This window comes from Pseudomonas guangdongensis (genome assembly GCF_900105885.1).
Taxonomy (GTDB): domain Bacteria; phylum Pseudomonadota; class Gammaproteobacteria; order Pseudomonadales; family Pseudomonadaceae; genus Geopseudomonas; species Geopseudomonas guangdongensis.
Genome location: NZ_LT629780.1, coordinates 2298824 through 2323717, shown reverse-complemented (window position 1 = coordinate 2323717; position 24894 = coordinate 2298824). Strand labels below are relative to the sequence as shown.

At 69.7% G+C, this 24894-nt stretch carries 27 protein-coding genes; 5 read left to right on the top strand and 22 right to left on the bottom strand.

What is annotated here, in order from left to right:
* Positions 1-6 precede the first annotated feature (6 nt).
* The 5 genes from surE to BLU22_RS10945 form a co-directional block, all read right to left on the bottom strand.
* A complete protein-coding gene (gene surE, locus BLU22_RS10965; RefSeq protein WP_090214377.1) occupies positions 7-753 on the bottom strand; it encodes a 5'/3'-nucleotidase SurE in 747 nt (248 codons plus the stop codon).
* Positions 741-1808: a tRNA pseudouridine(13) synthase TruD gene (truD, locus tag BLU22_RS10960; RefSeq protein ID WP_090214376.1), complete on the bottom strand. Its 1068-nt coding sequence runs from the start codon at positions 1806-1808 to the stop codon at positions 741-743. The genes surE and truD overlap by 13 nt, the downstream gene beginning before the upstream one ends.
* Complete coding sequence (ispF, locus tag BLU22_RS10955) at positions 1805-2278, bottom strand: 2-C-methyl-D-erythritol 2,4-cyclodiphosphate synthase (protein ID WP_090214374.1); 474 nt, start codon at positions 2276-2278, stop codon at positions 1805-1807. The genes truD and ispF overlap by 4 nt, the downstream gene beginning before the upstream one ends.
* 71 nt (positions 2279-2349) lie before the next feature.
* Positions 2350-3198, bottom strand: coding sequence for an S-formylglutathione hydrolase (gene fghA, locus BLU22_RS10950; protein WP_090214372.1), 849 nt, complete (start codon positions 3196-3198; stop codon positions 2350-2352).
* 85 nt (positions 3199-3283) lie between these two features.
* On the bottom strand, positions 3284-4396 hold the full coding sequence (locus tag BLU22_RS10945) for an S-(hydroxymethyl)glutathione dehydrogenase/class III alcohol dehydrogenase (RefSeq protein WP_090214370.1): 1113 nt from the start codon (positions 4394-4396) through the stop codon (positions 3284-3286).
* 155 nt (positions 4397-4551) lie between these two features.
* Here BLU22_RS10945 and BLU22_RS10940 point away from each other — a divergent pair, with 155 nt between their 5' ends.
* Complete coding sequence (locus BLU22_RS10940; RefSeq protein WP_090214369.1) at positions 4552-5448, top strand: LysR family transcriptional regulator; 897 nt, start codon at positions 4552-4554, stop codon at positions 5446-5448.
* Here the strand turns inward: BLU22_RS10940 and BLU22_RS10935 are convergent.
* From BLU22_RS10935 to BLU22_RS10920, 4 genes are all read right to left on the bottom strand, one after another.
* A complete protein-coding gene (locus BLU22_RS10935; RefSeq protein ID WP_090214367.1) occupies positions 5445-6173 on the bottom strand; it encodes a tellurite resistance TerB family protein in 729 nt (242 codons plus the stop codon). The two genes, BLU22_RS10940 and BLU22_RS10935, sit on opposite strands and share 4 nt — an antisense overlap.
* A 93-nt stretch (positions 6174-6266) precedes the next feature.
* A complete protein-coding gene (locus tag BLU22_RS10930; protein ID WP_090214366.1) occupies positions 6267-7373 on the bottom strand; it encodes an NADH:flavin oxidoreductase/NADH oxidase in 1107 nt (368 codons plus the stop codon).
* 117 nt (positions 7374-7490) lie between these two features.
* The gene (recJ, locus tag BLU22_RS10925; protein WP_090214364.1) at positions 7491-9206 is read right to left on the bottom strand and encodes a single-stranded-DNA-specific exonuclease RecJ; all 1716 of its coding nucleotides are present in this window, start codon (positions 9204-9206) and stop codon (positions 7491-7493) included.
* Positions 9207-9418: 212 nt separating this feature from the next.
* Positions 9419-9964: a YaeQ family protein gene (locus BLU22_RS10920; protein WP_090214363.1), complete on the bottom strand. Its 546-nt coding sequence runs from the start codon at positions 9962-9964 to the stop codon at positions 9419-9421.
* Positions 9965-10154: 190 nt separating this feature from the next.
* Between BLU22_RS10920 and BLU22_RS10915 the strand changes: the two genes are divergently transcribed.
* Positions 10155-11354: a CaiB/BaiF CoA transferase family protein gene (locus BLU22_RS10915; RefSeq protein WP_090214361.1), complete on the top strand. Its 1200-nt coding sequence runs from the start codon at positions 10155-10157 to the stop codon at positions 11352-11354.
* A gap of 18 nt (positions 11355-11372) precedes the next feature.
* On the opposite strand, the gene BLU22_RS10910 is transcribed toward BLU22_RS10915, so the two are convergent.
* From BLU22_RS10910 to ihfB, 3 genes are read right to left on the bottom strand one after another with little or no spacing between them, the layout of a single operon-like run.
* A complete protein-coding gene (locus BLU22_RS10910) occupies positions 11373-12527 on the bottom strand; it encodes a tetratricopeptide repeat protein (RefSeq protein ID WP_090214359.1) in 1155 nt (384 codons plus the stop codon).
* 4 nt (positions 12528-12531) lie between these two features.
* Positions 12532-12840 (bottom strand): lipopolysaccharide assembly protein LapA domain-containing protein, encoded by a 309-nt coding sequence (locus BLU22_RS10905; protein ID WP_090214358.1) that lies wholly within the window; start codon positions 12838-12840, stop codon positions 12532-12534.
* Between the two features lie 46 nt (positions 12841-12886).
* Positions 12887-13168, bottom strand: coding sequence for an integration host factor subunit beta (gene ihfB / locus BLU22_RS10900; protein WP_090214357.1), 282 nt, complete (start codon positions 13166-13168; stop codon positions 12887-12889).
* A gap of 184 nt (positions 13169-13352) precedes the next feature.
* Here ihfB and BLU22_RS10895 point away from each other — a divergent pair, with 184 nt between their 5' ends.
* Positions 13353-14009: a COG3650 family protein gene (locus BLU22_RS10895; RefSeq protein ID WP_090214356.1), complete on the top strand. Its 657-nt coding sequence runs from the start codon at positions 13353-13355 to the stop codon at positions 14007-14009.
* 59 nt (positions 14010-14068) lie between these two features.
* Complete coding sequence (gene gap / locus BLU22_RS10890; protein ID WP_090214354.1) at positions 14069-15094, top strand: type I glyceraldehyde-3-phosphate dehydrogenase; 1026 nt, start codon at positions 14069-14071, stop codon at positions 15092-15094.
* 33 nt (positions 15095-15127) lie between these two features.
* Here gap and BLU22_RS10885 read toward each other — a convergent pair whose 3' ends face one another.
* The 7 genes from BLU22_RS10885 to BLU22_RS10855 all read right to left on the bottom strand — a co-directional run bounded on the left by BLU22_RS10885 (position 15128) and on the right by BLU22_RS10855 (position 21581).
* A complete protein-coding gene (locus BLU22_RS10885) occupies positions 15128-15463 on the bottom strand; it encodes a Na+/H+ antiporter subunit G (RefSeq protein ID WP_090214352.1) in 336 nt (111 codons plus the stop codon).
* An 8-nt stretch (positions 15464-15471) separates the two neighbouring features.
* Positions 15472-15741 carry a K+/H+ antiporter subunit F gene (locus BLU22_RS10880; protein WP_090214350.1) on the bottom strand — a complete coding sequence of 90 codons (270 nt, stop codon included), beginning with the start codon at positions 15739-15741 and terminating at the stop codon, positions 15472-15474.
* Positions 15726-16226, bottom strand: coding sequence for a Na+/H+ antiporter subunit E (locus BLU22_RS10875; RefSeq protein ID WP_090214348.1), 501 nt, complete (start codon positions 16224-16226; stop codon positions 15726-15728). Before BLU22_RS10875 ends, BLU22_RS10880 begins: the two co-directional genes overlap by 16 nt.
* Positions 16223-17731: a monovalent cation/H+ antiporter subunit D gene (locus BLU22_RS10870; RefSeq protein WP_090214347.1), complete on the bottom strand. Its 1509-nt coding sequence runs from the start codon at positions 17729-17731 to the stop codon at positions 16223-16225. The genes BLU22_RS10875 and BLU22_RS10870 overlap by 4 nt, the downstream gene beginning before the upstream one ends.
* The gene (locus BLU22_RS10865) at positions 17728-18057 is read right to left on the bottom strand and encodes a Na+/H+ antiporter subunit C (protein ID WP_090214345.1); all 330 of its coding nucleotides are present in this window, start codon (positions 18055-18057) and stop codon (positions 17728-17730) included. Before BLU22_RS10865 ends, BLU22_RS10870 begins: the two co-directional genes overlap by 4 nt.
* Positions 18057-20858, bottom strand: coding sequence for a monovalent cation/H+ antiporter subunit A (locus BLU22_RS10860; RefSeq protein WP_090214344.1), 2802 nt, complete (start codon positions 20856-20858; stop codon positions 18057-18059). The genes BLU22_RS10865 and BLU22_RS10860 overlap by 1 nt, the downstream gene beginning before the upstream one ends.
* 261 nt (positions 20859-21119) lie before the next feature.
* Positions 21120-21581 carry an outer membrane lipoprotein gene (locus BLU22_RS10855; protein WP_090214342.1) on the bottom strand — a complete coding sequence of 154 codons (462 nt, stop codon included), beginning with the start codon at positions 21579-21581 and terminating at the stop codon, positions 21120-21122.
* Positions 21582-21677: 96 nt separating this feature from the next.
* Here BLU22_RS10855 and BLU22_RS10850 point away from each other — a divergent pair, with 96 nt between their 5' ends.
* Positions 21678-21917, top strand: a complete 240-nt coding sequence (locus BLU22_RS10850) for a hypothetical protein (RefSeq protein WP_090214340.1) — start codon at positions 21678-21680, stop codon at positions 21915-21917.
* 9 nt (positions 21918-21926) lie between these two features.
* Here the strand turns inward: BLU22_RS10850 and pdxH are convergent, their stop codons facing one another.
* From pdxH to rluB, 3 genes are all read right to left on the bottom strand, one after another.
* Positions 21927-22574 carry a pyridoxamine 5'-phosphate oxidase gene (pdxH, locus tag BLU22_RS10845; protein WP_090214339.1) on the bottom strand — a complete coding sequence of 216 codons (648 nt, stop codon included), beginning with the start codon at positions 22572-22574 and terminating at the stop codon, positions 21927-21929.
* Positions 22575-22661: 87 nt separating this feature from the next.
* Positions 22662-23441, bottom strand: coding sequence for an OmpA family protein (locus BLU22_RS10840; protein WP_231975237.1), 780 nt, complete (start codon positions 23439-23441; stop codon positions 22662-22664).
* Positions 23442-23685: 244 nt separating this feature from the next.
* Positions 23686-24822: a 23S rRNA pseudouridine(2605) synthase RluB gene (gene rluB / locus BLU22_RS10835; protein ID WP_090214335.1), complete on the bottom strand. Its 1137-nt coding sequence runs from the start codon at positions 24820-24822 to the stop codon at positions 23686-23688.
* Positions 24823-24894 lie beyond the last annotated feature (72 nt).

Genomic DNA, 24894 nt, shown 5'->3' with positions numbered 1-24894 from the left:
TCCTTGTCACAACAACGTCTCCAGAATGCCCAGACCGCGGAAGCCTTCGTGGAAGGTGCGGTCCAGCTGCAACGGGGTGATCGACACGTAGCCCTGCATCACTGCGTGGAAGTCGGTCCCCGGGCCGCCGTCCTCGGCATCGCCGGCCACCGCGATCCAGTAGCCTTCCTTGCCGCGCGGGTTGACCGACTTGACCGGTGCGGCGGCGCGGGCGCGGTGGCCGAGGCGGGTCAGCTGGATGCCGCGGATGCGCTCCAGCGGCAGGTTGGGGATATTGACGTTGAGCACCGTGCGCGGCGGCAGGTCGAGCTGGTCATGCATGGCCACCAGGCGTCGGGCGATCTGCGCGGCGGCCGGCAGGTTGTCGGTCTGTCGCGACAGCAGCGAGAAGGCGAACGCCGGCTTGTCGAGGAAGCGTCCTTCCAGGGCCGCCGCCACCGTGCCGGAATACAGCACGTCGTCGCCCAGGTTGGCGCCCAGGTTGATCCCCGAAACCACCATCTCCGGGGTATGTTCGAGCAGGCCGTTGAGGGCCAGGTGCACACAGTCGGTCGGCGTACCGTTGATGCTGATGTAGCCGTTGTCCAGACGCTGCGGATGCAGCGGACGGTCGAGGGTCAGCGAACTGCTGGCACCGCTGCGATCCTGGTCGGGTGCGACCACCGCGCACTCGGCATAGTCGGCCAGCGCCTGGTGCAGCGCGACGAGGCCGGGGGCGTAAACGCCGTCGTCGTTGGCGATCAAAATTCGCATGGGATATCCATAGATCCTGTCGGCAGCAACCGGACCAGTTCGCGCACCACCACGGTGGCGAAGCAACCGGCCGGCAGGACGAATTCCAGTTGCAGGGTATCGGTGGCGGGATAATGCCACGTCAGCCCGGCAATGGGGAGGCGCAGAATGCGGCGCATCTGCTCCAGTCCGGCACCCGCCAGCCAGTCGACCAGAGCCGCTTCCTCCGCCTGCAGCTGCTGCTCCAGCGCCTGCGGCGCGCCGCCGGTTTCCAGCGCGCCGGCGCCGAACAGCGGGCCGGTGGGATGCAGGTCGAGTGCGGCCAGGCGCGGATCGTGGCAGTCGGCCGCGCCGGCGAGGAAGTGGCTGCGACTGTCGGTGAAGGCCAGCCGGTCGCCGGGCAGCGCGCGGTTCCAGCAGCCCTCGGCGATGCGCGCCGCCAGCACCCGGTTGAACAGGTAGCTGCGCGCCGCCGACAGCACCCGCGAGCGGCGGTTGCGCTGCTCGGGCAGCGTGCCCTGCGCGGCCCAGTGGCGGGCCTCGTGCAGGTTGCCGCCGTCGAAGCCGAAGCGCTGCAAACCGAAATAGTTGGGCACCCCGCCGGCGGCGATCTGCGCCAGGCGCTGCTCCAGCACGGCGCGGTCGGCATCGAGGGCGGTCAGGCGGATGACGAAGCCGTTGGCGGCATGGGCGCCGCGCTGCAGCTTGCGCGAGTGGCGGGTGCGTTCGAGGATGCGCAGGTCGTCGCCCTCGGCCGCCGCCAGGTCGGGGTCGGCCTTGCCCGGCAGGTGCAGGCTGAACCACTGGCGGGTCAGCGCCTGGCGATCCTTGAGGCCGGCATAGCTGATCGCCTTGAGCGGCACGCCGGCGGCGCGGGCGATGCGCCGCGCGGCGTCCTCGGTATTCAGGCCACGCTTCTCCACCCACAGCCACAGATGCTCGCCGCTGCCGGACAGCGGAATGTCCAGCACCTCGTTGACCTGAAAGTCCTCCGCCGTGTGCTTGAGCACCGCGCTGCCGCAAGGCTGGCCCCAGGCGGTCGGGCCGAGCAGCGCCTGCTCGTCGAGCGCGCTCATCGCGGCAGCAGCAGGGCGACCGCGTGCACGGCGATGCCCTCCTCGCGGCCGGCGAAGCCGAGCTTCTCGGTGGTGGTGGCCTTGACGTTGACCGCATCGGGCTCGATCTGCAGATCGGCGGCGATGTGCGCGCGCATCGCTTCGATGTGCGGAGCCATCTTCGGCGCCTGGGCGACGATGGTGGCGTCGAGGTTGCCGACCCGCCAGCCCTTGGCGTGGATCAGACCGAGCACATGGCGCAGCAGGACGCGACTGTCGGCGCCCTTGAACTGCGGGTCGGTGTCGGGAAAATGCCGGCCGATGTCGCCGAGCGCCGCCGCGCCGAGCAGCGCATCGCTCAGCGCATGCAGCAGCACGTCGCCGTCGGAGTGGGCGATGAGCCCGAAGCGGTGGGGAATGCGCACGCCGCCGAGGGTGATGAACTCGCCCTCGCCGAAACGATGCACGTCGTAGCCGTGGCCGATACGCATGATTGACAACGCCTTGCAGAAGTCGGGGCGCCGATTCTACAGGAGTTGCCGCGCCGCGGGCGGCGCGGGGGTCAGCCGTGCAGCGCTGCCGCGTGGTGGCGCAGGTGGTCGTCGATGAAGCTGGCGACGAACCAGTAGCTGTGGTCGTAGCCCGGCTGCAGGCGCAGGGTCAGCGGCTGGCCGACCGCCGCCGCCGCGGCCTGCAGGACCGCCGGCTTGAGCTGCACATCGAGGAAGCTGTCGGCATCGCCCTGGTCGACCAGGATCGGCAGGTGCCGGGCCGGGCGCTCGGCCAGCAGCGCACAGGCATCCCAGCCGCGCCAGGCGTCGCGATCCGCGCCCAGATAGCGGGTAAAGGCCTTCTCGCCCCACGGACAGCTGCTCGGGTTGGCGATCGGCGCGAACGCCGACAGCGAGCGGTAGCGCCCGGGATTGCGCAGGGCGCAGACCAGCGCGCCGTGCCCGCCCATCGAGTGGCCACTGATGCCGCGCTTGTCGTTGACCGGGAAGTTCGCCTCGACCAGCGCCGGCAGCTCCTGCACCACGTAGTCGTGCATGTGGTAATGCTGCGCCCAGGGCTGCTCGGTGGCGTTCAGGTAGAAGCCGGCGCCGTGGCCGAAGTCCCAGGCGCCGTCCGGGTCGCCCGGCACGTCAGGGCCGCGCGGGCTGGTGTCCGGCGCCACCAGCACCAGCCCCAGTTCGGCAGCCAGGCGCTGGGCGCCGGCCTTCTGCATGAAGTTCTCGTCGCTGCAGGTCAGCCCGCTCAGCCAGTAGAGCACCGGCAGCTTCGCGTCCGGTTCGGCCTGCGGCGGCAGGTAGACGGCGAGCACCATGTCGCACTGGAGGGTGGCCGAGCGGTGACGGTAGCGGTTGTGCCAGCCGCCGAAGCTCTTCTGGCTGGAAAGCAGTTCGAGGCTCATGGGGGGAACTCCTTGCATGAGGTCCGGAAACGGCGCGCCCATGCAGAAAGCATGGGCGCGATCATTGCGGGCGGTGTGTCACGCCTCAGAAGTGGATGACGGTACGGATGCTCTTGCCCTCCTCCATCAGCTCGAAGGCCTCGTTGATGTCCTCCAGACCCATGGTGTGGGTGATGAAGGTATCCAGCGGGATCTCGCCCTTCTGCGACTTCGCCACGTAGCTCGGCAGCTCGGTGCGGCCCTTGACGCCACCGAAGGCGCTGCCGCGCCAGACGCGGCCGGTGACCAGCTGGAACGGCCGGGTGCTGATCTCGGCGCCGGCCGGCGCCACACCGATGATGGTCGACTCGCCCCAGCCCTTGTGGCAGCACTCCAGCGCCGCGCGCATCAGCTGCACGTTGCCGATGCACTCGAAGCTGTAGTCCACGCCGCCGTCGGTCATCTCGACGATCACGTCCTGGATCGGCTTGGCGTGGTCCTTCGGATTGACGAAATCGGTGAGGCCCAGCTCGCGGGCCACGGCCTCCTTGGCCGGGTTGATGTCGACGCCGATGATGCGCGAGGCCTTGGCCATCTTGGCGCCGATGATCGCCGCGAGGCCGATGCCGCCGAGGCCGAAGATCGCCACGGTGGAGCCCTCGGTGACCTTGGCGGTGTTGAGCACCGCGCCGATGCCGGTGGTCACGCCGCAGCCGAGCAGGCAGACCTTCTCCAGCGGTGCCTCCTTGGGAATCACCGCCACCGAGACTTCCGGCAGCACGGTGTACTCGGAGAAGGTCGAGCAGCCCATGTAGTGGTAGACCGGCTGGCCGTTGTAGCTGAAGCGGGTGGTGCCGTCGGGCATCAGGCCCTTGCCCTGGGTGGCACGCACCGAGCTGCACAGGTTGGTCTTGCCGGAGGTGCAGAACTTGCACTGGCGGCACTCGGCGGTATACAGCGGGATCACGTGGTCGCCGACCTGCACCGAGGTGACGCCCTCGCCCACCGCCTCGACGATGCCGCCGCCCTCGTGGCCGAGGATGCAGGGGAACACGCCCTCACTGTCCTGGCCGGACAGGGTGTAGGCGTCGGTGTGGCACACGCCGCTGGCGACGATGCGCACCAGCACCTCGCCGGCCTGCGGCGGCGCGACGTCCACCTCGACGATCTGCAGCGGCTGGTTGGGGGCGAAGGCGACGGCGGCACGGGATTTGATCATCGGAAGGCTCCTGGCGATACGCGGACGGCACAGGGCGAAACCTGCGCCGGAATGTGCCGCACAGTGTAGATCAGCGGCTTTTGAGGAATAATCGCCCGCTTGGAAAAACATTATTGCCACACAGGGACAATCCCCTGCCCCACCGGAGAATCCCCATGAGCCAATGGGATGGGCTGGACGAGTTCGTCGCCGTCGCCGAGTGCGGCCAGTTCACCGCCGCCGCCGAGCGCCTCGGGGTGTCCTCGTCCCATGTCAGCCGGCGCATCGCCCAGCTCGAAGAACGCCTGCAGAGCCGCCTGCTGCATCGCAGCACCCGGCGGGTCAGCCTGACCGAGGCCGGGCAGATCTTCCTGCAGCACTGCCGCAGCCTGCAGGACGCCCGCGAGGACGCCTGGCGGGCGGTCGGCGACCTGTCCGCCGAGCCCAAGGGCCTGCTGCGCATGACCTGCGGGGTGGCCTACGGCGAGCGCTTCGTGGTGCCGCTGGTCAACCAGTTCATGGCCCGGCACCCACAGCTGCGGGTGGACATCCAGCTGAGCAACCGCACCCTCGACCTGCTCCACGAAGGCCTCGACTTGGCCGTGCGCCTCGGTCGCCTGAACGCCGAGCGGCTGGTGGCCACCCGCCTGGCGCCGCGCGAGATGTACCTGTGCGCCGCGCCGGCCTACCTCGAACGCGCCGGCGAGCCGCGCAGCCTGGCCGACCTGGCCCGGCACAACTGCCTGATCGGCAGCAGCGACCACTGGGTGTTCGCCGAACACGGCCAGGAAACCCAGCTGCGCGTGCAGGGCAACTGGCGCTGCAACAGCGGCGCGGCGGTGCTCGACGCGGCGCTGCGCGGCTTCGGCCTGTGCCAGCTGCCCGACTACTACGTGCTGGAGCACCTGAGAAGCGGCGCGCTGGTCGCCCTGCTGGAACAGCATCGCCCGCCGAATACCGCGGTCTGGGCGCTGTATCCGCCGCAGCGCGGCTTGTCGCCCAAGGTCCGCCTGCTGGTGGATTTCCTCAAGCAGCGCCTCGGCCAGTTGCCCGAGTACCGCGACGCCGGCTAACCGGCCTCGGCCACCTGACGGTCCAGCTCGCCGCGCAGCGCCGGGTCGAGACGCAGCTGGCGGGCCAGCTCGTCTAGGTAGGCGCGCTCCATGAAGTTTTCCTCGTCGATCAGCAGGCGGCTGGCCAGGTACATCTCGGCGGCCATCTCCGGGGTCTGCGCGGCGCGGGCCACCGCCGCCGGATCGAGCGGGCGGTTCAGCTCGCCGTCGATCCAGGCCAGCAGCTGCGCATCGCCGCTCAGACGCGCGACCTCGGCGTCGATCAGCTCGCGCTCGCGCGCGTCGATGTGCCCGTCGGCCTTGGCCGCGGCGATCAGCGCCTGGAGGATCGCATGGCTGTGCTGCTCGACCTGCGCCGGCGGCAGGCGGTCGAGGGTCTGCGGCGCGGTGGCCGGCTGGCTGGCGCCCTGCTGCTTCTGCCAGTTGCCATAGGCCTTGTAGGCCATCACCCCGAGCGCCGCCAGGCCGCCGTAGGTCAGCGCCTTGCCGCCGTACTTGCGCGCCTTCTTGCTGCCCAGCAGCAGACCGATGGCGCCGGCCGCCAGACCGCCGCCGGCCGCGCCGGACAGCAGGCTGCCCAGCCCGCTGTCCTTGCCGCCCTTGCCGCCCTTGCCTTCCTTGCCGTCCGGTCGCCCGGCGGGGCGCGACTTCGATGATGAACCGGCGCTGCCCAGCAGGCCGGGGGCGGCCTTGAGCAACTGGTCGAGCAGACTGCGTGTGTCCATGGGAGTTCTCCGCTGAAGATCGGGCGATTATGCCGAGGGCGCTGCGCGCCGGGCAGCGCGAAGCCGCGCAAAAGTGCAAGGCGATGTGACCGCTCAGTCCAGCCCGGCGGTGGAGTCGTGGATCGGTGTGTCCTGGCGGGCGGCGCGCACGTACTGCGCCGGCCAGGCCAGCCGGTGGCCGAGCGCCTCGGCGGCGTGCAGCGGCCAGTAGGGATCGCGCAGCAGCTCGCGGGCCAGCAGGACCAGATCGGCCTGACCGCAGCGCAGCACCTGCTCGGCCTGCGCCGGCTCGCTGATCTGCCCGACCGCGCCGGTGGCGATCTGCGCCTCGTGGCGCACCCGCTCGGCGAAGCGCACCTGGTAGCCCGGCCCCAGCGGGATCTGCGCGCCGGGCGCCAGGCCGCCGCTGGACAGGTCGATCAGGTCGACCCCGCGCGCCTTGAGCAGCCGCGCCAGCTCGACCGTTTCCGGCTCGCTCCAGCCGCCGTCCAGCCAGTCGGTGGCCGACAGGCGTACCAGCAAAGGCAGCTCTGCCGGCCACACCGCGCGCACCGCCTCGACCACCTCCAGCAGCAGGCGGGTACGGTTGGCGAAGCTGCCGCCGTAGTCGTCGTCGCGGACATTGCTCAGCGGCGAGAGGAACTGGTGCAGCAGGTAGCCGTGGGCCGCGTGGATCTCCACCACCCGGAATCCGGCCGCCCGGGCGCGCCCGGCGGCGCTGGCGAAGTCGGCGATCAGCGTGGCGATCTGCGCACGGCTCATCGCACGGGGCGTGTGATGGTCGGCAGCGAAAGGCAGCGCCGAGGGCGCCAGGGGCGTCCAGCCGCCGTCGTCCAGCGGCAGCGCGCCGCTGCGCCCGGCCCACGGTCGCCACACGCCGGCCTTGCGCCCGGCATGGCCGAGCTGGATGCCGGCCACCGCGCCCTGGCTGTCGATGAAGCGGGTGATGCGCCGCAGCGGCTCGATCTGCGCGTCGCACCACAGCCCCAGGCACTGCGGGCTGATACGCCCCTCGGGCGCCACCGCGGTGGCTTCGGCGATCACCAGTCCGGCGCCGCCGGTGGCGCGGCTGCCAAGGTGGACCAGGTGCCAGTCGTTGGCCAGGCCGTCGCGGGCGCTGTACTGGCACATCGGCGACACCGCGATGCGGTTGGGCAGGGTCAGTTGCCGCAGGGTCAGCGGCTGGAACAGCTGGATCATGGCAGGGCTCCACGAATCGTCCGCTATCCCGAGGATATTGCGCCGCCCGGGCGCAGAATCAAGAGGGCATGCGCGGAGCGGTCGGGCGCCCGAGGGCCCGCAGCCTCCGAGGCTGGCTCAGCGCGGTTCGAGATGGGCGACCATCAGCTGCACACTTTCCTGGCCACGGTACTCGTTGACGTCCAGCCGGTAGGCCACCTCGGCCCAGCGGATCGTCGGGTTGGGCCACAGTTCGCGGTCGACGTTGAAGGCGATGGCGTCGAGCTGGGCGCGACCGCATTCGCTCTTCAGCACCAGCTTGAGATGGCGCTCGCCGACGATGCGCTGCTGGACGATCTCGAACACGCCGTGGAACAGCGGCTCGGGGAAGTGCTGGCCCCAGGGACCGGCGTGGCGCAGCTGCTGGGCGAGATCCAGGCGGAACTCCTCGGCGGCCAGCGAGCCGTCGGTGAGCAGGCGCCCGGCGAGGTCGTCCTCGACCAGCTGGCGGCGCACCTCGGCGTCGAAGGCGGCGGCGAAGGCACCGAAGTTGGCCTGCGGCAGCGACAGGCCGGCGGCCATGGCGTGGCCGCCGAACTTGCTGATCAGCCCCGGATGGCGGGCCGCCACCGCGTCCAGCGCATCGCGGATGTGGAAGCCGGGGATCGAGCGCGCCGAACCCTTGAGCACGCCGTCGCCGGCATCGGCAAAGGCGATGGTCGGCCGGTGGTAACGCTCCTTGAGGCGCGAGGCGAGGATGCCGATCACCCCCTGGTGCCAGTCGGCGTCGAACAGGCACAGGCCGAACGGCAGCTCCTCGACTTTCAGCTCCTTGAGCTGGGCTAGCGCCTCGCGCTGCATGCCCTGCTCGATGGCCTTGCGGTCGTGGTTGAGCTGATCGAGCTGCTGGGCCATGTCGCGGGCCAGCGCCTCGTCCTCGCACAGCAGGCACTCGATGCCGAGGCTCATGTCGTCCAGCCGGCCGGCGGCATTCAGGCGCGGGCCGAGGATGAAGCCGAGATCGGTGGAGGTGATGCGCCGGTGGTCGCGGCCGGCCACCTCGAGCAGCGCGCGCAGCCCCGGCCGCGCCCGCCCGGCGCGGATGCGCGCCAGGCCCTGGTGAACCAGGATGCGGTTGTTGGCGTCCAGCGGCACCACGTCGGCGACGCTGCCGAGGGCCACCAGGTCGAGCAGCTCGGCCAGGTTCGGTTCGGCAATGCCTGCGCGGGCGAACCAGTCCAGCTCGCGCAGCCGCGCGCGCAGGGCCAGCAGTACATAGAAGATCACCCCGACCCCGGCCAGCGCCTTGCTCGGGAAGCCGCAGCCCGGCTGGTTGGGATTGACGATAGCATCGGCCGCCGGCAGCTCCGGGCCGGGCAGGTGGTGGTCGGTGACCAGCACCTTGAGGCCCGCCGCCTTGGCCGCCGCCACGCCGTCGATGCTGGAAATGCCGTTGTCGACGGTGATCAGCAGTTCGGGGCGCTTGTCCAGCGCCACCGCGACGATCTCCGGAGTCAGGCCGTAGCCGTACTCGAAGCGGTTGGGCACCAGGTAGTCGACGTGGGCGGCGCCGAGCATGCGCAGCGCCAGCACGCCGACGCTGCTCGCGGTGGCGCCGTCGGCGTCGAAATCGCCGACGATCAGCATGCGCTGACGGCTTTCCAGCGCCGTCACCAGCAGTTCGACCGCGGCGTCGATGCCCTTCAGCTCGCGGTACGGGATCAGCCGCGCCAGCGCCTTGTCCAGCTCGGCGGCGGACTGCACGCCGCGGGCGGCGTACAGGCGGGTCAGCAGCGGCGGCAGGTCGCCCAGGTCGGGCAGGACGGACGGCAGGGAGCGGGGAACGATGCGCATCGGAACTCGGGTCGTGTGGCCGGGACGGGCGGCGGCTGGAGCGCCGCAAGGGGCGGCAAGCATAACAGGAATGCCGTGGCCGCCGGACGGCGCGGAGCCGGGCAGGCGCGCGAAGCGCCGCTGCCACCCTGAGCCTCGCTGGAGCGCCGCGCCGCTCGCCGCAGCGGCCGAAGCAGCCCGCCGGCACTCGGCGCAAGGCGCCGGGCGGTCGCTCAGCCGCGCTCGCCGAGCAGCCACTCCAGCTGCAGTTCGTGCTGCTGGCCGCGTTCGTCGGTGACGAACAGGGTGCCTTCGCTGATCATCAGGCTCCAGCTGATGCTGCGCGGCAGGTCGCGGGCCAGCTCGGCCAGCGGCTCCTGGGGCAGCGCGGCGATATGGACGTTCTTCAGGGTCTTCACCGCATCGACCACCTTGCCCTGCCAGACGCGCAGGTTGCCGTAGGCCAGCAGGCTGGTGCGCTCGGTGCGCCGTGAGCACCAGGTGATGCGCTCGGCGTCCGGCTGGCCGACCTCGATCCAGTGCAGCACGCGACCGTCCAGGCTCTTTTCCCACAGCGCCGGCTCGTCCACATCGGACAGGCCGCGGCCGAAGGCCAGCTGCTCGTTGTAGAACAGCGCATAGGCGATCAGCCGCACCGCCATGCGCTCCTCGGTTTCCGAGGGGTGCTTGGCGACGGTGAAGCGCAGGTTCTCGTAGACCCCGCGATCCAGATCGGTGAGGTTGAGTTCGACTTTGTAGGGCGTGGACTGCAGGGCCATGGGGCGTTCCGGATGGAAGGAAAAAAGGCCGGCAGTGTACCCGAAACCACCCGACGGCCCGGCACCCGCTGCAGCGCCACCGGCCGCGCGCCCCTTCGGCGCGCACCGGCGCGCAGCCTGCCGGCGCGGACTCTCGCCGCGCGCCCGGCAATCGCCTAGGCTTGGCCAAGCCTTCCCTCTAGGAGCCACCATGTCCCTGCCCGCCAAACCCCTCGCCGGCCTCAAGGTCATCGAACTCGGCACCCTGATCGCCGGCCCGTTCGCCTCGCGCATCTGCGCCGAGTTCGGCGCCGATGTGATCAAGATCGAGTCGCCCGACGGCGGCGATCCGCTGCGCAAGTGGCGCAAGCTGTACGAGGGCACCTCGCTGTGGTGGTTCGTGCAGGCGCGCAACAAGCAGTCGCTGACCCTCAACCTCAAGCACCCCGAAGCCCAGGCCATCCTCAAGCAACTGGTGGCCGAAGCGGACATCGTCATCGAGAACTTCCGCCCCGGCGTGCTGGAGAAGCTCGGCCTCGGCTGGGAGGTGCTGCACGCGCTGAACCCGAAGCTGGTGATGGTGCGCCTGTCCGGCTTCGGCCAGACCGGGCCGATGAAGGACCAGCCGGGCTTCGGCGCGGTGGGCGAGTCGATGGGCGGGCTGCGCTACATCACCGGCTTCAAGGACCGCCCGCCGGTGCGCACCGGCATCTCCATCGGCGACTCGATCGCCGCGCTGTGGGGTGTGATCGGCGCGCTGATGGCGCTGCGCCACCGCGAGGTCAACGGCGGCCAGGGCCAGGTGGTGGACGTGGCGCTGTACGAGGCGGTATTCGCCATGATGGAAAGCCTGGTGCCGGAGTTCGACGTGTTCGGCTTCATCCGCGAGCGCACCGGCAACATCATGCCCGGCATCACCCCCTCGTCGATCCACACCAGCGCCGACGGCAAGCATGTGCAGATCGGCGCCAACGGCGACGCCATCTTCAAACGCTTCATGCTGGCCATCGGCCGCGAAGACCTGGCCAACGATCCGCAATTGGCCGACAACGCCGGCCGCGATGCGCGCCGCGACGAGCTGTACGCGGCGATCGACGTCTGGGTGCGCTCGCTGCCGCTGGACGCGGTGCTGGCGGTGCTGCAGCAGGCCGAGGTGCCGGCCAGTCGCATCTACAGCGCCGAGGACATGTTCAGCGATCCGCAGTTCCTCGCCCGCGACATGCTGCAGAAGGCGCGCCTGCCGGACGGCAAAGAGTTCCGGATGCCCGGCATCGTGCCGAAGCTCTCCGAGACGCCCGGCGGCACCGAGTGGATCGGCCCACAGCTGGGCGAGCATACCGCGGCCATTCTCGCGCGCCTGGGCTACGACGCCGCCGCCATTGCCGCCCTGAAAAACGCCGGAACGATCTGAGCCGGCCGCCCGCCTCGCTCAATGGGCAGGACCTGCCTGCCGGGGACGCACCACCGCCCAGCCATGACAGGCCGGGCACTGCCAGTGCAGACGGCGGGCCTGGAAGCCACATCGGCGGCAGCGCCAGGCCGGCACTTCCTCGGCCAGCCGAGCCAGCGCATCGCGCACGGCGCTGTCCGCCAGCGCTCCGGCGTCGGCCGGCGCACATTCCAGCAGGCGCCGGATCAGCGCCAGCGAGGGGCGTCTGGCCAGTTGCTCGTGCAGCAGGGCCTGCGCCGCGGCGTCCCCCTCCCGCTGGCCGACCACGCGCGCCAGACTCAGCGCCAGCGCATCGCGCACCGTCGGCTCGTCGCGCGCCAGCTGCTCGCGCAGATAGGCTTCCAGCTGCGCCAGACTGCCGGTGCTCGCGGCATGCCGCAGCAACGGCTCCAGGCTTTCGGCCAGAAAGTCGCGATCCTGCTCGGCCACCTGCAGCAACCGGCCGATAGCCGCCCGCTCCTCGCCCTGCGCGGCATGCAGGCGCGCCAGCAGCAGGCTGGCCCGCGCACAGGCCGGATCGCTCTCCAGCGCTCGCTCGAGCAGGGCGCGCGCCTCGGCGGCTTCGCCACGGCGCAGGGACTGCTCGGCCCACTCGCAGTAGTAGTGGCCGAGCGCAACTTGCGGCGACGGCTCGCCGGGCGGCAATTGCCGGGCGATCTCGACGGCTCTGGCCCAGTCGCGCTCGCGCTCGTAGATGCGCTGCAGGTCGAGCAGCGCCTCGCCGCTCACTCCGGCGCGCGCCTCGACCAGCTCCTGCAACAGACGCTCGGCCCGGGAAAACACCCCGGCGGCGAGGAAATCGCGTGCCAGTTCGAGCTGCGCACGCTCCTGCTCGGCGCGGCCCAGCTCGGGACGGGCCAGCAGATTCTGATGGACCTGGGTGGCCCGCTCCAGATCGCCGCGCTGGCGAAACTGGCGCCCCACCGCCAGATGGGCGTCGAAGGTGTCGTTGCTGACCTCCAACGCCTCGCTCAGGCGCTTGAGCGTGGCATCGGAGGGCTGGCCGAGTAGATGGTTGTCGCTGATCGCCTGTGCGGCGCGGCGACGCTCCAGCGGCCGGCGCTCGCGCCGGCCGAGCCACCAGCCGCTGGCCACGGCCAGCATGAACAGGCCCAGCCAGAGCAGGTCGGACACCGCGCTACGAACCCTTGCTGGAAGCGGCCTGCGCGCGCAGGTCGTCGAGCTCCTTGCGGCAACGCGCCAGCTCACCGCGGCTGCGGCCCAGGGCGAACTTGAGACGGGCCTGGAGGTAGACGCTCAGCCCCAGGCCGACCAGCGCGCCGGCGATGAAGGCCAGCGCAACGAGAAAGGCCACCGGCAGCTCGGGGCTGTGCAGGGTCATGAACTGCAGGCGCGTCTGGCTCTGGTTTTCGAGGATGAATACCAGCGTCAGCGCCGCCAACAGCAGGGCAACGGCCAACACCAGTACACGTTTGATCCAGAGCATGCGCAGTCTCCAGCGAACAGGGGCAGGGAAGGCGACGGGCACGGCGCTAGGGCTCGTTGACGCGGTCGCGCAGCTCCTTGCCGGGCTTGAAGTGGGGGACGAACTTGCCGTCCAGACGGACCGACTCGCCGGTCTTCGGATTGCGCCCGACCCGCGGCGCACGGTAGTGCAAGGAGAAGCTGCCGAAACCGCGAATCTCGATGCGGTCGCCACAGGCCAGTGCCTGAGCCATCTGCTCAAGCATGGTCTTGATGGCCAGATCGACATCCTTGGCCGACAACTGCCCCTGATGGGTCACGATGCGTTCGATCAATTCCGACTTGGTCATGGTTTTCCCTTTTGTTTCAAGCGGCTAGATCACTTCCTCAGTGGTTTTAGCATGCCCTGCGGGGTTTGGCCAGCCCACCGCTATTGACAGCCGCCAGGCATGCATGTAGCGACAGGCCAGGCGATCCGCGCTTGTCGGCACAGGCCCCGCAGATTACCGTGGCGCACCTGCTCCGGAGGATCACATGCGTCTCGCCCCTGCCCTGCTGCTCGCCACCCTGCCCCTGTTCGCCGCCTGCCAGTGGCTGCCCGCCACCAAGACCGAGCCGAGTGCGCCGACCCTACGCCTGCAGGGCGAGCTGACCCGCCAGGGCGACGACTGGCAATTGCGCCCCTGCGGAGAAAGCCGCACCTACCGCCTGGAGTTCAACCGTCAGGGCGAGCCCGGCGAGCAGATCGCCCAACTGGCTGCCGACAGCCCGGGGGCGCTGTTCGTCGATCTGCGCGGCAGCCTGGAGGCCAGCGGCGCGGGCCTGCGCCTGCAGCAGCTCTACCGCCTGCAGGGCGAGGGCCGCGGCTGCCGGGACAGCGGCTTCAAGCGGCTGATCCTGCGCGCCAGCGGCAACGAGCCGTTCTGGTCGCTGCAGGTCACGAGTGGCGGCATGGTGCTGGAGCGCCTGGGCAGTCCGGCGCTGGCCCTACCCTATCTCGAAGAGCGCCTGCCCGACGGCAGCCTGAGCCTGTCCAGCGAGGCGAACGGCCAGCGCCTGGAGCTGTGGCTGAGCCCCGGACTGTGCCGCGACGACATGAGCGGCGCCCTGCAGCACCTGCGCGCGCGCCTGCGCCTCGATCAGGCCGCGCCGCTGACCGGCTGCGCCAGCTTCGGCGGCGCCCGCGACTGAGGGCAACGTCGGCGCGGGCCGGCTATGCTGCAGGCAAAGGGCACAGAAGGAGTCGGGCCATGCTGCGCATCGCCATCAACGGATATGGACGCATCGGCCGGGCCGTGCTGCGGGCGATCTTCCAGAACGGCCTGGAGTCGCGGATCCGCGTCGAGGCCATCAACGACCTGGGCAACCATGCCACCCTCGCCCACCTCACCCGCTTCGACTCCACCTACGGCCGCTATCCCGGCAGCGTGACTCTGCACGAGGACATGCTGCAGATCAGCGGCCAGTCGATCCGCCTGCTGCAGGAAGCCAACGCCCGCCTGCTGCCCTGGGCCGAACTGGGCGTGGATCTGGTGCTGGAGTGCAGCGGCAAGCTCAAGCAGCGCGAACAGGTCGAGCAGCACCTGCAGGCGGGCGCGCCGCGGGTTCTGGTCAGCCACCCGCTGGAGAGCGCCGAGCTGACCGTGGTCTACGGCGTCAACCACCAGCGCCTGGGCGCCCAGCGGATCGTCTCCAACGCCTCCTGCACCACTAACTGCCTGGCGCCGCTGGCCATGGTGCTGCACCACGCGGTGGGTATCCGCCAAGGGCTGATCAACACTGTGCATGCCTACACCAACGACCAGAACCTGCTCGACCAGACCCATGGCGATCTGTACCGCGCCCGCGCCGCGGCGCTGTCGATCATTCCGACCCACACCGGCGCCGCCAAGACCATCGGCCTGGTGCTGCCGGAGCTGGCCGGACGCCTCGACGGACTGGCGCTGCGCGTCCCGACGCCGACGGTCTCGCTGCTCGATCTGACCTTCAGCGCCGAGCGTGCCGTGACCCGCGGCGAGATCAACGCGGTGCTCGAAAGCGCCGCGCGTCAGTTGCCCGCCGGAGTGATGGAATGCAACGCGCTACCGCTGGTTTCCGGCGACTTCTCCGGCCATCCGGCGTCCTGCGTGGTCGACCTGACCCAGACTCGGGTGCAGGGCGATCTGGTCAAGGTGCTGGCCTGGTACGACAACGAGTGGGCCTTCGCCCTGCGCATGCTCGATGTGGCCCTGCACTGGCAGACGGTCGCTGCGGCCGAGGCGAACGGAACGGGCTAGGTCAGGCTGCCTGCCCGCCGCGACGTCCGAGGCTCACTGCTCCCACGGACGCCCGCGGGTGCCCTCGTGCAGACGCACCTTCTGCTGCATCGCCGCCTTGGCCAGCAGGTTGGCGCTGACCGGTGCGGTGATGAACAGGAACAGGGTGATCAGCAGCTCGTGGAGATTGACCTGGCCGCTGCTGAAGCTGAAGTAGATCAGCGAGGCGATCACCATGCCGCCGACGCCCAGGGTGGTCGCCTTGGTCGGCGCGTGCAGGCGGGTGAAAAAGTCCGGCAGGCGGTACAGGCCGATGGCGCCGACCAGTGCGAACAGGCTGCCGGCGAGCAGGAACAGCGCCACCAGCGCCTCGATCCAGGGATTGAGCATCTCTCACCTCACTCGATGATGTCGCCGCGCAGCAGGTATTTGCATACCGCGACGGTGCCGATGAAGCCCATGATCGCGATCAGCAAGGCGGCCTCGAAGAACAGCGCCGAGCCCAGCCAGATGCCGAACAGCACGAGCAGCGCCAGGGCGTTGATGTACAGGGTGTCCAGCGCCAGGATGCGGTCCGGCAGGTCGGGGCCCTTGATCAGCCGCAGGGCGGCCAGCAGCAGCGCCAGACTGAGCAGCGCCAGACAGATCGGGATCACGTAGTCGAGCATGCGAAGATCTCCTTCAGAGGCGCCTCGTAGCGTTGCTTGATCGACGCCACCAGGGCCGCCTCGTCGTCGATGTCCAGACCATGCACGAGCAACGTGCGGCGATCGTCGGAAATATCGGCGGAGACCGTTCCCGGCGTCATGGTCACGATGCTGGCGAGGATGGTCAGCGCCAGTTCGTCCTCGATATCCAGCGGCACCTCGACGAACGCCGGGCGCAGCCGCGACAGCGGCCCGAGGATGCGCCAGGCCACCTGCAGGTTGGCCACCACGATGTCGCCGAGGATCAGCAGCAGGAACGGCACCAGCTTGAGCGGCCGCACCAACCGCGGCGGCTGTACCCAGAACACCCGGGTCAGCAGCGGAATGCTCCAGCCGAGAAAGGCGCCGAGCAGCCAGTGGCCGGCGCTGAAGTCGTTGACCAGCAGCAGCCATACGCCCAGCAGGCACAGGCTGAGCACGGGATGCGGCAACCAGCGCGCCATCATTGGACACCTCCCTGGAGAATCAGCATCTGGTAGACCTCGACCGCCTGCAGTTGGTCGACGGTCGCCTCCAGATAGTCGGTGACCGGCTGGGCCAGCAGCACCAGCAGCGGACTGAGCGCCAGCAGGGCAATGGTCGCCAGCAGACGGCCGTTGTCGCTTTCGGCGCAGCCGAGGGTCACCCGCCCGGAGCGCCAGAACAGCGTGCTGCCGGCACGGCTGAGGGCCACCAGGCTGCCCAGGCTACCGAGCAGCACCACCGACCACAGCCACAGCGCCTGCATGCCCGGCGCCACCGAGGCCAGCAGCATCAGCTTGGCGAAGAATCCGGACAACGGCGGCAGGCCGGCGATGCCGATGGCGCCGATGAAGAACAGCCCGGCCAGCAGCTGCGGCTGCAGCAGCGCCGGCCCGGCTTCCAGGCGCGCCGCCTTGCTGCCGCGCTGGCGCGCGACCAGATCGGCGAGCAGGAACATGCCGCCGGTGATCCAGGTGCTGTGCATCAGGTAGTAAAGCGTCGCCACCAGCGCCTGGGGGGTGCCCAGCGCCACCCCGGCCAGCAGGGTGCCCACCGAGACCACCACCAGATAGGCCAGCAGCAGCGGCAGGCTGCTCGCCGCCAGCGCACCGAGCACACCGAGCAGCAGGGTCAGTAGCGCCAGCGGCCACAGCCAGACCTGGGCCAGGTCGGTGAGCAGCCCGGCCTGGGCGCCGAACACCAGGATGAACACCCGCAGGATGGCGTACACGCCGACCTTGGTCATGATCGCAAACAGCGCCGCCACCGGGGCGCTGGCGGCGGCATAGGCGCGCGGCAGCCAGAAGTACAGCGGCAGCATCGCGGCCTTGAGGCCGAACACCAGCAACAGCAGCAATCCGGCGGCGCCGAGCAGCGGCGCCTGGTCGGGGCTGGCCTGGGCCACCTTGCGCGCCAGGTCGGCCATGTTCAGGGTGCCGGCGATGCCGTAGAACAGCCCGAGCGCGATCAGGAACAGCGACGAGCCGACCAGGTTGAGCACCACATAGTGCAGCCCGGCGCGGACCCGCTCGCCGCCGCCGCCATGCAGCAGCAAGGCATAGGAAGCGATCAGCAGCACCTCGAAGAACACGAACAGGTTGAACAGGTCGCCGGTCAGGAAGGCGCCGTTGATGCCCATCAGCTGGAACTGGAACAGCGCATGGAAGCTGCGTCCCCGCTCGTCGTCGCCGCGCACCGCATAGCACAGGGCGAACAGCGCCAGCGCCGCGGTGACCAGCAGCATCAGCGCGCTGAGACGGTCGAGGACCAGGACGATGCCGAACGGCGCCACCCAGTTGCCCAGGGCATAGACCTGCAGCGGACCGCCATGGGCCTCGGCGGTCAGCCACAGGGCCAGCGGCAGCAGGGCCAGGGTGGCGAGCAGCGACAGCGTGCGCCGCCCCCCGCTGCCCAGACGCTGCTCGCCGAGCAGGAGCAGGCAGCCGCTGAACAGCGGCAACAGGATCGGCAGGATCAGGGCGTGGTTCATCGCTTGCGCTCCTTGCCGTCGACGTGATCGGTGTTCAGTTCACCGACGCCGCGCAGCGCCAGCACTACCACGAAGGCGGTCATCGCGAAGCCGATGACGATGGCGGTCAGCACCAGGGCCTGCGGCAGCGGGTCGGTGTAGCGCTCGCTCTGTCCGACGATGGCCGGGATGCCGGTGGCCAGTCGGCCCATGGCCAGCAGGAACAGGTTGACCGCATAGGAGATCAGCGTCAGCCCCATCACCACCGGGAAAGTGCGCGCGCGCAGCAGCAGGTAGACGCCACTGGCGGTCAGGATGCCCAGAGTCAGGGCGAACAGCAGCTCCATCAGTGAACCTCCGTTGCGGCATCGTTCTGGGTCAGCTTGCCCAGGTAGGCGAGAATCAGCAGGGTCGCCCCCACCACGGTCAGGTACACGCCGAGGTCGAACAGCATGGCGGTGGCCAGCTCGAACTCGCCGACCAGCGGCAGGTGGAAGTGACCGAAGGACGAGGTCAGGAACGGGTAGCCGAACAGCCAGCTGCCCAGCCCGGTCAGCCCGGCGATCAGCACGCCGGCGCCGGCCAGACGCTGGAAGTTCAGCGGCAGGCGCTCGCGGGTCCAGTGGATGCCGCTGGCGATGTACTGCAGGATCAGCGCCACCGAGGTGACCAGACCGGCGATGAAGCCGCCGCCGGGCAGGTTGTGGCCGCGCAGGAAGATGAATACCGACACCAGCAGAGCCAGCGGCAGCAGCACCCGCGACAGGCTGGCGAGGATCAGCGGATGGCGCTCCCGCGCCCAGGCACGGCCCTCCGCGTCCTGGCTGGGCGACAGCAGGCGCAGGCCGTGCAGCATCGCGTAGATGCCGACGCCGGCGATGGCCAGCACGCTGATCTCGCCGAGGGTGTCGAAGCCGCGGAAGTCCACCAGGATCACGTTGACCACGTTGGTGCCGCCACCGCCGGGCACGCTGTTGGCAAGGAAGAAGCCGGCCAGATCCTGCGCATAGGGACGGGTCAGCACGGCGAAGGTCAGCAGGCTGACCATGCCGCCGCAGGCACCGGCCAGCAGGAAGTCGCGTAGCCCGCGCAGGCTGCTCGACTCGGCCGGCGTGCGGGCCGGCAGGAAGTACAGCGCCAGCATCAGCAGGATCACCGTGACCACCTCGACCGACAGCTGGGTCAGCGCCAGGTCCGGCGCCGAGAAGCGCGCGAAGGCCAGCGAGACCAGCAGGCCGACCACACTGAGCATCATCAGCGCCACCAGCCGGCGCCGGTGGAAGACCACGGTGAGCACCGCGCTCAGGCACAGCACGCCCAAACCCAGGGCGGTCACCGGATCGGGACGGGTCTGCGCCAGCGGGCCGACCAGCTGCGGCAGGTCCCACAGGCCGACGAACACCGCCAGCAGCGTGGCCATCAGCAGCAGCGCCAGGTAGCGCTGCAGCGAACCGTTCTCCAGCGCGCCGGTGATGCAGGCGGCCACCCGGACCACCTGGCGCACGGCCAGCTCGAACAGCGCCTTGGCGTCCATGTCCGGCAGGCCGGCGTACCAGCGGAACAGCGGCTGGCGACAGGCGTAGACGGCAATCCCGCCGATCAGCGCGATCACGCTCATCAGCAGCGGCAGGTTGAGGCCGTGCCAGATCGCCAGGCTGTACTCCGGTGGCGTCGCGCCCAGACTGGCGGTAGCCGCGGCGGCCAGCAGCGGCGCCACGGTATAGGCCGGCAGCATGCCGACCAGCACGCAAAGGAACACCAAGATCTCCACCGGCACCTTCATGTAGCGCGGCGGCTCGTGGGGTGGGTACTTGGGCAGGTTGACCGGCTCGCCGTTGAAGAACACGTCATGGATGAAGCGCAGCGAATAGGCCACCGAGAACACCGCCGCCAGGGTCGCGCCGGCCGGGATCATCCAATAGAAACTGCCCAGCAGGTGGTGCTCGAAGGCCAGGGTCTCGCCGAAGAACATCTCCTTGCTGAGGAAGCCGTTGAGCAGCGGCACGCCGGCCATCGCCGAGGACGCCACCATCGCCAGCGCCGCGGTGTGCGGCATGTACTTCCACATGCCGTTGATGCGCCGCATGTCGCGGCTGCCGGTCTCGTGGTCGATGATCCCCGCGGCCATGAACAAGGATGCCTTGAAGGTGGCGTGGTTGATGATGTGGAAGATCGCCGCCACCGCCGCCAGCGGCGTGTCGAGGCCGAACAGCAGGGTGATCAGGCCCAGGTGGCTGATCGTGGAGAACGCCAGCAGGCCCTTGAGATCGTGCTGGAACAGCGCCATCACCGCGCCGACCAGCAGGGTCGCCAGCCCCACCAGGCTGACGATGTAGAACCACCACTCCGAGCCGGCCAGCACCGGATACAGGCGCGCCAGCAGGAACACCCCGGCCTTGACCATGGTCGCCGAGTGCAGATAGGCCGATACCGGGGTGGGCGCGGCCATCGCGTGGGGCAGCCAGAAATGGAAGGGGAACTGCGCCGACTTGGTGAACACGCCGAGCAGGACCAGACCGAGGATCAGCGGATACAGCTCATGGTTGCGCACGAAGTGACCGGCTGCCAGCACCTCGGACAGCTCGAAGCTGCCGACCAGGTTGCCGAGCAGCAGCACCCCGGCGAGCAACGCCAGGCCGCCGGCGCCGGTCACCGTCAGGGCCATGCGCGCGCCGCGCCGGGCATCGGAGCGATAGCCCCAGAAGCCGATCAGCAGGAACGAGGAAAGACTGGTCAGCTCCCAGAACACCAGCATCAGCAGCAGGTTTTCCGACAGCACCACGCCGAGCATGGCGCCCATGAACAGCAGCAGGAAGGCGTAGAAGCGCCCCATCGGCTCCTGCTTGCTCAGGTAATAGCGCGCGTAGAGGATCACCAGCAGGCCGATGCCGAGGATCAGCAGGGCGAACAGGAAGCCCAGACCGTCCAGGCGCAGGCTGAAGTTCAGCCCCAGGGTCGGCAGCCATTGCCACTGTTGCAGCAGCGTCTCGCCGGCGAACACACGGCTGCGCTCGCCGAGCAGCAGGACCAGACCGACCAGTGGAGCCACCGCCGCCGCCGCGGCACACAGCGAACGCCCGTGGCGTTCGACCAGCAGGGGCAAAATGGCCCCCAGCAGCGGCAGCGCGATCAAGAGCGCCAGCGTCATCGCATATCCCCTTGGTTATCTCGCCCCCGGCAGAGGGGCGGTGGCTGTCGATACGCAGCCTTTGTAGACATGGACCGCCGCAGGTACGGCGCTGCCCGGATGTGCGCCCTTGGCGATGGCAACTGCAATGCCGCCAGCACAATGGCCGAGGCAGCATATAGCCAAATGCCGCACCCATGACCGATAAAATGTTTGCAAAGGTTTTAAAAGAAAACGCCGGGCCGTGCAAACCGCACGCCCCGGCGCATGGCCGATCCGTCGTCAGTGGCTGACGCGGCTGGTGCCGTTCACCGTGAGGATGCGCACCCGGTCACCGACGCGGAAGATCTGCCCTTCGCTGACTTCCTGCACGTAGGCGCGCAGGTTGCCGTCGTCCTCGCGCACAGTGATCTCCACGCCCTGGGTGCGGGTGATTCCCTCCTCGGTCGCCGCGCCGAGCAGGCCGCCGGCCACCGCGCCGATCACCGCCGCCACGGCACTGCCGCGACCGCCGCCGATGGTGCTGCCGCCGATCCCGCCGACCACCGCGCCGGCGCCGGCGCCGATCGGCGTCTTGGTACCCTCGATGCGTACCGGGCGCAACGACTCGATGGTGCCCAGGCGCACCGTCTGTACCGCACGCGCCTCGTCGCGCGAATAGGTGTCGCCGGTCAGGCTGGAGGCACAGCCACCAACCGTCAGCGCCGCAACCGCCAGACTCATCAATAAAGCTGATTTGCGCATGACTGCTCTCCACTGGCCTGCCATCCCGAGCCCTCCCGACGCTTTTCCGTGTGCCGGCAATCGGCTAGGGTGAGCGCGCATTCACGGGAGCCCGACATGGACTATTTCATCATCTTCATTACCACTGTAACCGGTTTGTACTTCCACTGGTGGCTGTACAAGCGCATCCAGCGCTGGACCGATCGCGATCTGGCGCTGTCCTTCGCCGGCAACGACCCCGCCAAGCGCGCCTACATGCTCGAACGCCTGCAGCAGGCGCAGGGCAGCGGCATCAAGCGCAAGGCCCTGGCCGCCTGGCTGGAGAAGGCCGCCCAGGAATACCACCCAGCGGCCTGACCCCAGGCATCACGGCGCCAGGCGCTCGCGCAGCCAGACGCCGTCGCGCAACCGATAGTTGAGCCGGTCGTGCAGGCGGCTCGGCCGCCCCTGCCAGAACTCCAGCCGCTCGGGCAGCAGGCGATAGCCGCCCCAGTGCTCCGGGCAATGCGGCGCGCTGTCCATGAAGCGCCGCTCGGTTTCCGCCAGCAGGCGCTCCAGCTCGCCGCGACCGTCGATCACCCGGCTCTGCGGCGAAGCCCAGGCGCCCAGCCGGCTGCCCAGCGGGCGCACCTGGAAATAGGCGTCCGACTCGACGGACGTGACCTTCTCGACCCGCCCCTCGATACGCACCTGACGCTCCAGAGCCGGCCAGAAGAAGGTCATCGCCGCGCGCGGGTTGGCCAGCAGCTGCTCGCCCTTGGCGCTGTCGTAGTTGGTGAAGAAGGTGAAACCGCGCTCGTCCAGCGCCTTGAGCAGCAGCACGCGACAGTGCGGCTGGCCCTCGGCGTCCACCGTGGCCAGGGTCATCGCATTGGCCTCGACCGGCGCCTGCTCGGTCTTCACCGCCTCGGCAAACCAGTGGCGAAAAAGGGCGAACGGCTCGGCCGGCGCCTGCTCCTCGCTGAGACCCTCGCGGGTGTAATCCCGGCGCATGTCGGCCAACGACTGACTCATGGCAAAACTCCTTGTTCAACACGCGGCGCCCTGCGCCGCGACGGGCTTGGACTGACGAGCGTGTCGCCCCGCCGGGCGACGCGGCACTCAGCGGTTGTTCTGCGCCACCAGCGCCGGCAGGCCCGAGCGCAGGGTCAGCATCATCTCCACGCGACGATTCTGCGCCCGGCCGGCGGCATGCTGGTTGCTGGCCATCGGCAGGTCGGAGCCGGCGCCGTGCAGCGCCAGGCGGTCGCTCTGCAGGCCGCTGAGGCGGAAGATCGCCGCCATCGACTGAGCCCGCTCCAGGCTCAGCTTGCGATTGCCCACCACATCGCCGCTGCTGTCGGCATGGCCGAGAATCAGCACCGCGCTGTCGGGATCGCTGGCGGCCAGCTTGGCCACCTGGCTGAGCGGGCGCAGGGTCGCCGGCAGGAGCATGGCCGGACGGTCGGGATTGAACGAGCCATCCACCGGCGCCACCACCACAAGTACCTCGCCACGGCGCTCGACCCGGAACTTGCTGCCGGCCACCGCATCGCGCAGACGCTTCTCGGCGGCGTCCAGCCAGGCGGCATCGACCTTTCTGGGCTTCGGCGCTTCGGCCTTCGCAGCTTTGGCCTGGGCCTTGGCCGGCTGCGCGGCCTCGTCGACACCGGAGAACCACCACCAGCCGCCCTTCTTCTCGGCAGCCGGCGGTGTCGCCGCAGCGGTCTTGCCGGCTGCCGCCGGCGCAGGTTTGGCATCGCCCTTGGACGCCTTGGCCGCGACCTGCGGCGCCTCGGGACGCGCCTGCCCGGCGCCGGCAGCGACATCGGAATCGGTCTTGCCGGCACAGCCGGCCAGCGCCACACACATCAATACAGCAGCAGGTTTGAGCAGAGACATGATCAGATCCAGTCCAGAAATTCAGGCGCCCGGCCCGGCCGGACGCGCGAGCAGCCACCGCCTGGCCGCTCGCTATCGATCGTTTGCGCCGGACTGCCGGCCAGCCTCGCTGAAAGCATAGGCGGCCCGTTCGAAACGCGGCGAAATAGTGCCGCACGACGCGACTGCCTGGCTAGTCGGCACGCACGACAGCGCGGGGCACAATGAAATCCGGCGCCACCAGGGCGCCGGAGAGGATCGCCACTCAGCGGCGACGGAAGCCCGGACGCTGGCCTTCGCCGGCCGGCTGCGGACGGCGCGGGTTCTGCGGCGCCGCCGGCTTGCGCGACGGGCGCTCGGTGAGGTTGGGGTTGGCGCGTTCCTCGCGCGGCTTGCCCGGACGCTTGCCGCGATTGACGTCGGCCGGACGCTCGGCCAGCGGCGTGCCCTGCTGGCCACGGCCTTCGCCGCGCGCATCGCCACGACCCCGCCCGCGGTTGTCGCCGCGCGCCTCGTCGCGCGTGCCGCGACCGCCCTGGCGGGCTTCGGCCACCGGCTTGCCCGACTTGCGCTGCATACGGTCGAGCTTCTCGCGGGCCTTGCCCTTCATGCCCGGCAGCGCCAGCGGCTTGAGGCCGACCTCGGCGGCGAGGATGTCCACCTCGCCCTGCCCCATCTCGCGCCAGCGACCGACAGACAGGTCGGCGGTGAGGAACACCGGACCGAAGCGCACGCGCTTCAGGCGGCTGACCACCAGCCCCTGGGACTCCCACAGGCGACGCACTTCGCGGTTGCGGCCTTCCATCACCACGCAGTGGAACCAGTGGTTGAAGCCGTCGCCCTGGGGCGCCTGCTTGATGTCGGTAAAGCGCGCCGGGCCGTCTTCGAGCATCACGCCGTTCTTCAGGTTCTCGATCATCTCGTCGGTGACTTCGCCGCGCACGCGCACCGCGTACTCGCGGTCCATCTCGTAGGAGGGGTGCATCAGGCGGTTGGCCAGCTCGCCGTCGGTGGTGAACAGCAGCAGGCCGGTGGTGTTGATGTCGAGACGGCCGATGTTGATCCAGCGGCCGTTCTTGGGCCGCGGCAGGCGGTCGAACACGGTCGGCCGGCCTTCCGGATCGGAGCGGGTGCAGACCTCGCCCTCGGGCTTGTTGTAGATCAGCACCCGGCGCACCACCTGGTCCTCTTCCTCGCGGCGCAGCAGGCGGCCGTCGAGAGCAATGGCGTCGCCGGGCTGCACGCGCAGACCGAGGGTGGCGTCGACGCCGTTGACCTTGATGCGGCCCTGGGCGATCCAGGCCTCGACGTCGCGGCGCGAGCCGACGCCCATTCGTGCCAGGACCTTCTGCAGCTTTTCGCCGAGCGGGCTGTGTTCTTCGTGCTGAATGCTTTCGTTCATGCTGGGCACCTCCCGGTGGAACCGGATTCTGTGAACTGACTCCGCGACGCGGAGCGGGCGCGCATCATACGC